Genomic DNA, 10,979 nt, shown 5'->3' with positions numbered 1-10,979 from the left:
TTTTCAGGTAAATAAACCACATTTTGATTTAGGTTTCGCGTCAACAATGTAGGGGCGTTCGCGAAGCGTGCTGGAAGCATCAGCATTCGGACAATTAATTATCGGTTTTTACCTAAGACTATCATCCGAATGCTTCGCCCTTACTGTGGTCTAAAGACATGAAAACTGCTGTAAAAACCAGAGATATGAGGTAGATAATTAAACAATATCTTACACTAAAGAAGAGAAAAACTTAATATTGAGTATAGAAATTAACTAATAATGAATAAATTAAAACCTCGAAAACAAGCTAATCTATGGTTGGAAAAGTTAATGGCGATCGCAGCCAGTCTTAACTTAGGGTTAGTAGTGTTTGATTTGAGTTACGTACCTTGGCGGGATTTCTATTTTCGCCAACTTCCCCAAATCACCCAGATTTATGACCCGATTAAAGGTATTGAACCCCATCGAGACACGAAAAATTATCTAGAAACAGTAGCAGCTTTAGAAGCACAAGTTAGCCAAACCGGTTTAAACTCCCCTCAAGTAAAAACCAAGTTAGCAGAAATCAGCCGTCTCAGCAACGAGATGATTGATAGTAATCCCTTTGCAGGTGCGGGTAAAAGTGGAACTCTGGAAAAAATTAAAAACCGGATGCGGGAACACATCGGTCAAGAATCAGCCAAACGCGCCTTTGCTACTTTTTGGAGTGTGGAATATTTATCTAAACGGGGTTGGATACAAGAAATTAATTTTTTTAACCAGCAAATTCGTCCAGGCATTGCCTCTAATTATTATCGCCAAATAGGCGAAAATGGCGAATTTATAGATGATTTTTGGTTAATTGATTTACCGTTTGTCGTGATATTTGGCTTAGAATTGCTATTACGTACTTTTTATATAGAACGTCAAAATCGCCATTTAAGCTGGTTAGAAGCGATTTTATGGCGTTGGTATGACCTATTTTTAGTAATTCCCTTTTGGCGTTGGTTGCGAGTTTTGCCAGTATTAGTTCGTCTAGATCAAGCCGGGTTAATTGATCTACATTTAGTGAGAAGGCAAATTCACCAAGGTATAGTAGCCAATTTTGCCGAAGAAATCACAGAAATTGTGGTAGTGCGGGTAATTAACCAAATGCAGGTTTCAATACAGCGCGGTGATATTACTAGGTGGTTATTACAACCGGAAAAAGAGCGTGCCTACATTGATATTAATAATATTAACGAATTAGAAGCACTTTCAGGACTGTTAATACAAACCATCGTTACTCAAGTCTTACCAAAAATACAACCAGAAATGAATGCCATTTTGCGGCACAATATCGAACTTGCTTTTAGGCAAGTACCTGTTTATCGTAACCTGCTCATGCTGCCAGGAGTAGGACAGGCACAAAATCAGCTAAGTGAACAATTGGCCAATCAAATCACCACAAACCTATATCTTGCCTTGGTTAGCGCCTTTAAAGATCCAGTGGCAGCCCAACTTTCTAGTCAGTTAGTGGAAAAATTTAATACGGTTTTAGGTGCAGAAATTCAGGAAAAACACGTAATTTCAGAAATTCAAAGTTTGCTCAATGACTTTTTAGAAGAAGTGAAAATTAATTATGTTCAACGTCTATCCCAAGAAGATATTGAGCAAATTATCGAACAAACAAGAAGGATGCGATCGCAAGCTACTGTTCCCACAGTTATTGATAAAAGCTTTGGAGCGTAAAAATGTATATGTTTTGAGTGCATGGGTGTATAGGTAAATTAATAACCCAATTACCAATCACCAGTCACCAATCACTAATGACTAACGAAAAAAATACGCTACACTCATGTTAGGGGCGAACCAATACAGGTTCGTCACAAGACTTCTTGGAAGATATCCCTATCGCCGGAAGTGGGTAGAAGCCCACTTTTTTTATTGAATTTTCCCATGACTCATCCTTTAGTTCCACAAATTATTGAATTGGCGAAACCAGTAGCAGAAGAACTGGGTTTGGAAGTAGTTGGCATAGTTTTTCATACCAACCAACGTCCACCAGTTTTGCGGGTAGATATCCGTAACCCTCAACAGGATACTGGTTTAGACGATTGCGAACGAATGAGCCGTGCTTTAGAAGCCTCCTTAGACGCGACAGAGATGATTCCAGATGCTTACGTATTGGAAGTCTCCAGTCCTGGAATTTCCCGACAATTGAACACAGACAGGGAGTTTATTTCCTTTAAAGGATTTCCCGTGGTGATCTCCACTTCTGAACCCTACGAAGGAAAACAAGAGTGGATTGGTAACTTGATGCGCCGGGATGAAACAAAAATTTACTTAAACCAAAAAGGTCGTGTAGTACAGATACCCCGTTCCCTCGTTACCAGGGTGCAACTCGATGAGGGCAGTTAACTAAAATTGAGATTTTAGATGCAGGGTTTTAGATTCAGGGTTTTAGATACAAATCTAAAATCCCAGATTTAAAATACAAAAAATTGCTGGTTGCTGACATAAAAATTTAAAAATTAAGGAGATGTTGCTTATGTCAATGGTTACTTTACCTGGATTAAAAGATTTAATTGAAAGCATTAGCCGCGAGCGAAATTTACCACGTTTAGCAGTGCAATCATCTATTAGAGAAGCATTACTTAAAGGTTACGAACGTTATCGCCGCGCCCAAAATTTAGAGCGCCGACAATTTGATGAAAATTATTTTGATAATTTTGAAGTAGAACTTGATATTGAAGGAGAAGGATTTCGAGTTCTTTCTACCAAAACAATAGTCGAAGAAGTTACTAATACAGATCATCAAATTTCCTTAGATGAAGTACAACAAGTTGCGCCAGAAGCTCAATCAGGTGATTCTGTGGTCTTAGATGTCACCCCGGATCAAGGAGAATTTGGACGCATGGCAGCCATGCAAACTAAACAAGTGTTGGCACAGAAATTGCGGGATCAACAACGTCAAATGGTGCAAGAAGAATTTCAAGATTTAGAAAGTACCGTTTTACAAGCAAGAGTTTTAAGATTTGAAAGACAATCAGTAATTTTGGCAGTTAGCAGCGGTTTTGGTCAGCCAGAAGTAGAAGCAGAATTACCAAAAAGGGAACAACTACCCAATGATACATACCGTTCCAATACCACCTTTAAGGTATATCTAAAAAAAGTTTCCCAAGGACAACAAAGGGGTCCACAGTTATTAGTATCTCGTGCTGATGCTGGGTTAGTAGTTTATTTATTTGCCAACGAAGTCCCAGAAATTGAAGACGAAGTAGTGCGAATAGTGGCAGTAGCTAGAGAAGCAAATCCTCCTTCCCGTTATGTCGGTCCACGGACTAAAATAGCAGTAGATACACTTGATCGAGATGTAGACCCAGTTGGAGCTTGTATTGGCGCGAGGGGATCACGCATTCAAGTGGTAGTCAATGAATTGCGGGGTGAAAAAATAGATGTAATTCGCTGGTCTCCAGATCCAGCAACTTACATTGCCAATGCCTTGAGTCCGGCCAGAGTTGATGAAGTGCGCTTAATGGATCCCGAAAGTCGGCAAACCCACGTTTTAGTAGCAGAAGATCAACTGAGTTTAGCTATTGGGAAAGAAGGACAAAACGTGAGATTAGCTGCCAGACTGACAGGCTGGAAAATTGACATTAAAGATCAAGCTAAATATGACTATGCCGCAGAAGATGCGAAATTTGCAGCTGTGAGAGCAAAATATCAGGCAGAAAATGATGAAACCGAGATGGAACAACTAGAAGATGAATATCAGGACAAATTAGAATTAGAGAATGATAATTTTGAAACTAACGAGGAAGAGACAGATTAATTCTCAAATGTTTTTTGACAATAGTCTGTTCACTATCAACAGTTCACGGTAAACTAGAAGACATTTGGCAAGTGTGAAAATTAACAAAAACAAATCTGAGGTAAGTATCTCAAGCAAGTAAAAACTGCTCACATGACTGAACAAAAACCCGATGAAACCAAACTATCGGCGTTGTATTAGTTGTCGCCGGGTAGGACAAAAACAAGAGTTTTGGCGGATTGTCCGCGTCTTTCCATCTAGGAAGGTACAATTAGATCAGGGCATGGGGCGTTCTGCCTATATTTGCCCGCAAGCTGACTGCCTACAAGCAGCACAGAAAAAAAATAGATTAGGGCGATCGCTACATGGAACAGTGCCAGAAACACTGTATCAAACATTGTGGCAGCGACTTAGTGAACGCAATCCCCCAAATCAAATTTAATTAAACTAAATATTCTGGTTTGCCCAAGGTAGTCTACTGCCTGATTTCCGGCCAGATCAAAGGTTAAAATACCAGAGAGGCTGTGTCAGACAAAGGTTAAAAGCTAGTTAGTGTTTTCCTAAAAAAAGCTAACAAATGCTCACATTTGATCAAGATTTATGTCTACTCATTGACAAAAAAACTTGAGAATTGAGAATACTAAAGATCCTGTAGCCTGAGAGTCAGCAGACAGGGCAAACAAGAAAATGCTATTATTGATAGGTATTTTAGGTGAGAACCAAGCCTAAATACTTAATAGTAGGGTGAGATAGACCCAATCTGAAAGCCTGTAGACTAGATAGTGCCGACACTTCTAGGAGTTCAGTGAGAGTAGTCGAAACTGATGAAGCAGGAAGGAAAAGCATCAAAGCTTGTTAGCATTAGTTAGCTTTTTGTATCGGATTAGTGCCAAAATAGTAAATGGGTGTAAAAGGCAAGTGGCTCTCTAAAAATGGAGAGAGACGAAGCAATACTCCCAACAAGTTTTACTCGATTGTGTTGTGGAAGACTCAGAATCAGCAAAACAAAAACCTAAAAAATGGCAACCTGGTAGCGTTAAAGCGCAGTTCGGCATCAAGGATGCCCAAAAAAATTTTTTATTGAGAAAAATTTTATGGGGTCCAGTCAACCATCATTCCCGGTGGGGATGCCAGTATTAAACCGAAACATCTCTCTTTCCTAATTATTGGAGGCACCGGCAACATCACCAAGGGCAACCTAAAAAACAGTGATCAAAGGATGGAGATGTCGCAAACCAGGCAACCATCCGTTAAAACTGTAAATTAAAGGGGAAAGAGTGGATGAACAACGGCAAAGTTAGAATCTACGAATTATCAAAGGAATTGAATTTGGATAACAAAGAGCTATTAGCAATTTGCGACCAGCTCAACATCGCGGTCAAAAGCCATAGCAGCACGATTTCAGAAACAGAGGCAGAACAAATTCGACAGGCTGCGGAAAAACTCCCAGCCACGAGTGTCACGCCCAAAAAGGAATTAGGTACAAACAGCCATAAACCAAATTCACAAAAAACTGGCTCCCGAAACCGACCTGCTGCACCCCATAAACAACAAATTTTGGAAATTCGCAAACCCAAAATCTTGAGAAACACTACCTCCAACGCCTCAGAAGCGTCAGTTGCTACCAATAGCCAAGTTGCTTCGTCTGATAGTGTACATGGCGAAGTTACAGCTAATTCTCCATCACCTCCACGGCCTTTCGCTACACCAGTCTCACCCATGAAACCGACGGCACCAACTCGACCTGTACCCCGGAATCAATCTGAGACACCACAGAAACCTGTGGCAGAAACAGATCATAAACCCAATGTCCAAGCAGCCCCAGAAAAAATAAAAGCGGAAAAACCAGAAAAACCGGCTGGTCATCGACCCAAACCGGAAAAACCCCAAAAACCGCAACTGGTTGCTCCACCAGCAAGGCCTGTGGAAGAAAAAGCTTCTGCCACAGAACAGCTATCTCCTGCGGAAAAACCAATTCTCAAACGCGATCGTCAGCAACGGCGTGAAGAGGAAAGAGAACACTCAAAACCCAGGGGCAACAAAGGAACAGCAGAGCAGACACCACAAAAACAGGGTCGCTCAACTCCATCACCTGTGAAACCAGAACACAGGGGAAGTAAATCTGCACCCACACCATCAACTGAGGTGCAACGACCCAGCAGGCCAACACGTCCTGCTGAACCTGTAGCCGCCATGCCTGTAGCCACTCCACCCAAACCAATGTCTGGAGGAGGTAAAAAAGAGGCATTGGTGGATGAGCCGATCGCACCAGCTTTGCTGGATTTGAAACGGCCAACACCACCACGCCTATCTAAAGGTGGGAAGAAGTGGCAAGAAGAAGAAATAATTGACGAAATCAAAGAGAAAGCCAAGGTTGGACCTAAAGGCAAGCGAGCTAAACCCATCCTCGATGATGATTTTGAAGAAGACGACTTACTGGATGAAGAAGGTCTGGAAATTCCAGCCGCAGTCCAAGTCAGCCTGTCTATAGCTCGTCCACCCAAGCCCAAGGCTGCTCGACCTGCACAGCAACCAACATTGGTTACATCTGCACCCACGAAAAACAAAAAGCCTGGTTCCCAACGCGACCAAAATCGCCGTCAGCAGGAAGTAGAAGTTAAGCGTGAGCGTCCAGAAAAACTGGTTGTCACAGGACCAATGACAGTACAAGAGTTGGCGGATGCTTTGGTCATTGCCGATACAGAGATTGTGAAAATCCTGTTTATGAAAGGCATGGCGGTAAGTATCACCCAAAATCTGGATATTCCCACCATTACCCTAGTAGCTAAAGAACTAGAGGTAGAAGTGGAAACGGCTGAACCAGAAGCAGAAGCCCGCAAAGTCACAGAAATGATTGACATTGAGGATCTGGAGCATCTGATTCGTCGTCCTCCCGTGGTGACAATTATGGGTCACGTAGACCACGGTAAAACTACTCTACTGGACTCCATCCGCAAAACTAAAGTGGCGGCGGGTGAAGCAGGTGGTATTACCCAGCATATCGGCGCATACCATGTTGATGTAGAACATGATGGTAAGCAACAACAGATTGTCTTCCTAGATACTCCTGGTCACGAAGCTTTCACAGCAATGCGGGCTAGAGGTGCGCGGGTGACAGATATTGCGATTTTGGTTGTAGCCGCAGATGACGGTGTACGTCCGCAAACAGTGGAAGCGATTAGCCATGCTCAAGCCGCAGGTGTACCGATTGTTGTCGCTATTAACAAGATTGACAAAGAAGGCGCACAACCAGAGCGGGTTAAACAAGAACTGACCAATTATGGTTTAACCGCAGAAGACTGGGGTGGTGAGACAATTATGGTTCCTGTGAGTGCGATCAGGGGCGAAAACCTGGATACACTGCTAGAAATGGTTCTCTTGGTGGCAGAAGTTGGAGAACTTTCCGCTAACCCCAATCGTGTGGCTAAGGGAACAGTCATAGAAGCTCACTTAGATAAAGCTAAGGGTGCGGTTGCTACCTTGTTGATTCAAAACGGTACTCTCCAAGTGGGAGATATGCTAGTTGCGGGATCGGCATTTGGTAAAGTCCGGGCAATGGTAGATGATCGAGGTAAGCGTGTAGAAGCTGCTACTCCCTCCTGTGCGGTTGAGGTACTAGGCTTAAGCGATGTACCCGCAGCAGGTGATGAGTTTGAAGTGTTCGAGAATGAAAAACAAGCACGAGCGATCGCTGCTGATAGAGCCGACAAACAACGTCAATCTCGTTTGTTACAAGGAAGAGTTACCCTCACAACCCTATCGGCTCAAGCTCAAGAAGGCGAGTTGAAAGAACTCAACTTGATACTCAAAGGCGATGTCCAAGGTTCTGTAGAAGCTATTATCGGCTCTCTCAAGCAAATACCTCAAAACGAAGTACAAATTCGGATGTTATTGGCTACTGCGGGAGAAATTACAGAAACAGATATCGACTTAGCTGCGGCAAGTAACGCTGTCATCATTGGCTTCAACACTACTTATGCTAGTGGTGCTAGACAAGCTGCCGATGAAGCAGGTGTGGATGTGCGGGAATACAACATCATCTACAAACTACTAGAAGATATCCAAGGAGCTTTGGAAGGTCTACTAGAACCAGAGTTAGTGGAAGAACCTTTAGGACAAACAGAAGTCCGTGCTGTCTTCCCAGTCGGTCGTGGCGCAGTTGCTGGTTGTTATGTACAATCTGGAAAACTGGTTCGTAACTGTAAAGTGCGAGTTCGTCGCGGCAGTAAGGTGATCTACGAAGGTGTTCTTGATTCCCTCAAACGGATGAAAGAAGATGTGCGCGAGGTCAACTCTGGTTATGAATGTGGTATTGGTATTGATAAGTTCCATGACTGGGCTGAAAATGATATCATCGAAGCTTACCAAATGGTAACTAAACGCCGTACCCTGACCTTAACTAAGTAGTCTTGAGTACCAACTTTTGAGTGCTGAGTAAATTGATGAGTGTTGAATGGATATAGGTTTTATTTCAACATTCACATACATAAATCTCAGCACTCATATAGCAGGTAGCAGGTGACAGGTGACAGGTGACAGGTGACAGGTGAGAGCGAAGAGATAAAAGAAAAAAATAACTATCTATCACACAGATAAAACAGCTTAAAACCCATAAGTAAGTTGGCATAAAAAAACTGAGGTATATTACAAAATGTAAAATCGCTAAAAGCCTCTTGCCTCTTGCCTTGCCACAACGATAAATTTCAACGCCCACTTACTGAGTTAAAAATCTTTTGGTTAATTTAAAAAGCTTATTTGGCAGAATTTTACCGAAAATATCCTTAGTTTTAGTGATCAATCACACAGAATTTGTTGCTGTGTAACCGTTATCTTGAGAAAAGATTAAATAAGATTGGAAAATTTTCGGGGTAGGTATGGATCACCTCTTGCCCCATTTAAAAAATGTTAGATTTAGCTTATTTGGTTTCTTTGTTGTCGTTCTAGGCAAAACAATAATCCATTTCAAGTCTAAAATCTAAAATTGTTTGACTCTAAAATTGAAAAACGAGGAATGAGGAACTATGGCTCAAATTTCAGCTTCTATCACCGGCCAGCTTTCTCGTGATGCTCACATTTGGCAAAACCTGAAGTATGCCATTTCTGCTAGTTCCGGTTTCCAACGCTGGCAACTAGAAAGTAATGCTCAGTTAAAGGGTTTGCGCCTAGAACAGCAAGTACAACGGTATTTACGAGAAACTTTAGAAACTTTAGCTTATTAAGAAAACAACATTTTTCACAATAACCAGGTATAAAAGGAGTCAGGAGTCAGGAGTCAGGAGTGATTGATTTTGGATTTTGGATTTTGGATTTTGGATTGTTTTTGTCAACTCTAATCTAAAATCTAAAATCTAAAATCTAAAATCTCAAATTTTCCTCCCTATTCCCTATTACACTGTCACCTGTGACCTGCTATAAACTACAAAGTATATGTGAAATCTTCCACCAGCATTCCTGGAACTAAAGTACCACCTAATTGACGACTTTCATAAGTACCGACTTCGGGAATAAATTCTTGAAAGTTGGTTAAGTCAACTAAATTTTCTGATCCCCAACAGCGATAAAGACTTTCATCAAAACGGAGGTTTTCTATAGGTGCAACTATTTCTCCGTTTTCTACCCAAAAACAGGCATAACGAGTCATACCTGTAATTCTAGCAGTTTGGCGATCGCTCCAATTTAAATAATGCAAATTAGAAACATACAACCCAGTATCTAAACTGCGTAAAATATCAGCAAAAGCTAAATCACCTGTCTTTATTTCAGGAGAACGTAAAGTTTCTGAACTATTAGCACCATTGGCAGGTTTATTATATTCCTTAGCTGTGCGAGAATTAACTAAACTATTTACCAAAACACCATTTTCTATTAAAGTTAATTCCTCTGGTGATATTTCTCCTAAATTATTAAATCTGGGAACTAAACCAGATGTGAAATTTTCTTTTAAAACGAATTTAGATGAAAGTTGTTTTTCCTGACGTGATAAAGCAGCTAAAGCACTATTTCCCTGTTGGATAGAAGCTTCACTAATAGCACCCCAAGAAAGCATTCCCAATAATTCAGCTACCGCAGCAGGAGCAAAATAGGTTTTATAATTTCCTCTAGGTAGTTCTTTGGGTTGACGAGACAATAAAGCTAATTGTTTTTTCCCATCATTTATCTTATCTACATAAGCAGCTTCATCCCATGCACTACCAGCAAAAGTACCTTTTACCGCTTTTCCTGATTTGATAATTAAAGAATAATCTAAATTAAAAGAATCAGTTGCAAACCAGTGTTTTTGCCCATTAGAATCACCATAACCTCTAATAATCACTCCCCCAGCATAAATACCAGTAAAATCTAAATTAGCAACCGATTCTAAAATAGAATTAACCACATTTTCCGGTGCTAATAATTTACCTGTATGTACTTCTCTACTAACATTATTTCCTGTAGGTAAAACCAAATAGGGATCAACAGGTAATAGATGTAATTCTTCTCGTAAATCTTGTAAAGCTTGGTATGCTGTTTGCCAATCTATATCCCAGTTACCAGTAAAAGGAAATTTACAGAAACTACTGCGCTGATTTTCCATTAAAGTTAGGGTAATTGAACCATCAGCAACTAGTCCTGTTTGTCTAACTTTAGCATGATTAAAACGGGTAAATTGACTTCTTTCGCTGTTAAGTCTGACGGTAAAATGTTCGCTATCTGCTTTTTTTGCAAGCAGCATTTCTATCAGTTGATTAAAGTTACTTTCTAAGATTGATAATTCTTCAATTTGCATTTTCATTTTTTTAAAAGTCGCTTTAAATGTTCTCAGGATCAATATTTAATTCTCGCAATTTTGCCGCTAAACGTTCTGCTCTTGCGTCTGCTTGTGCTGCTCGTTTAGCTTCTTGGTTTGCTCTTTTCTCTGATTTTACTGCTTTCTTAGTTTCCTCTTCTGCGGTTTCTTCTGGTGTGCAGTTCTGTTTCCACTGGTGGTTCATCGCTATATAAATCACTAGGGGGAAATGTGACCTCTGGGGAGATGTCTTTTGTTTGTTCTAAGTCTTGTGCAATCATCATATTGATATAGCATCAAGTAGTTATTGGTTGATTGTAGCATTGATTATACATTTGGTGGTAATTCAATTTGCATAATCTGAAACCGTTTTAGAGACAATTCATGAATTATTCCTACCATAAATGATTACTTTTTAGTGCAATAGATAATTGTCGTCATTTATCACTAACTTCTAAA

At 40.7% G+C, this 10,979-nt stretch carries 8 protein-coding genes; 6 read left to right on the top strand and 2 right to left on the bottom strand.

Annotated features, from left to right (window positions below):
- Positions 1–261 precede the first annotated feature (261 nt).
- From PN497_RS07510 to PN497_RS07485, 6 genes are all read left to right on the top strand, one after another.
- Positions 262–1,692, top strand: coding sequence for a hypothetical protein (locus PN497_RS07510; protein ID WP_096570280.1), 1,431 nt, complete (start codon positions 262–264; stop codon positions 1,690–1,692).
- Positions 1,693–1,899: 207 nt separating this feature from the next.
- Positions 1,900–2,361 carry a ribosome maturation factor RimP gene (gene rimP / locus PN497_RS07505; protein WP_096570282.1) on the top strand — a complete coding sequence of 154 codons (462 nt, stop codon included), beginning with the start codon at positions 1,900–1,902 and terminating at the stop codon, positions 2,359–2,361.
- A gap of 130 nt (positions 2,362–2,491) precedes the next feature.
- Positions 2,492–3,775 carry a transcription termination factor NusA gene (nusA, locus tag PN497_RS07500; protein WP_187038934.1) on the top strand — a complete coding sequence of 428 codons (1,284 nt, stop codon included), beginning with the start codon at positions 2,492–2,494 and terminating at the stop codon, positions 3,773–3,775.
- Positions 3,776–3,926: 151 nt separating this feature from the next.
- Positions 3,927–4,196: a YlxR family protein gene (locus PN497_RS07495; RefSeq protein WP_096570286.1), complete on the top strand. Its 270-nt coding sequence runs from the start codon at positions 3,927–3,929 to the stop codon at positions 4,194–4,196.
- A gap of 839 nt (positions 4,197–5,035) precedes the next feature.
- A complete protein-coding gene (gene infB, locus PN497_RS07490; protein WP_096572763.1) occupies positions 5,036–8,161 on the top strand; it encodes a translation initiation factor IF-2 in 3,126 nt (1,041 codons plus the stop codon).
- A 614-nt stretch (positions 8,162–8,775) separates the two neighbouring features.
- Positions 8,776–8,973: a hypothetical protein gene (locus PN497_RS07485; RefSeq protein ID WP_096570288.1), complete on the top strand. Its 198-nt coding sequence runs from the start codon at positions 8,776–8,778 to the stop codon at positions 8,971–8,973.
- A 197-nt stretch (positions 8,974–9,170) separates the two neighbouring features.
- Here PN497_RS07485 and PN497_RS07480 read toward each other — a convergent pair whose 3' ends face one another.
- Together PN497_RS07480 and PN497_RS07475 are read right to left on the bottom strand one after the other, a co-directional pair.
- Positions 9,171–10,520 (bottom strand): TldD/PmbA family protein, encoded by a 1,350-nt coding sequence (locus tag PN497_RS07480; protein WP_096572764.1) that lies wholly within the window; start codon positions 10,518–10,520, stop codon positions 9,171–9,173.
- Between the two features lie 22 nt (positions 10,521–10,542).
- Complete coding sequence (locus PN497_RS07475) at positions 10,543–10,725, bottom strand: hypothetical protein (RefSeq protein ID WP_096570290.1); 183 nt, start codon at positions 10,723–10,725, stop codon at positions 10,543–10,545.
- Positions 10,726–10,979: the final 254 nt, after the last annotated feature.

It is taken from the genome of Sphaerospermopsis kisseleviana CS-549 (assembly GCF_028329225.1).
Lineage (GTDB): Bacteria > Cyanobacteriota > Cyanobacteriia > Cyanobacteriales > Nostocaceae > Sphaerospermopsis > Sphaerospermopsis kisseleviana.
Note: the sequence above shows the minus strand (reverse complement) of the source record. Positions and strands in the feature narration are given on the sequence as shown.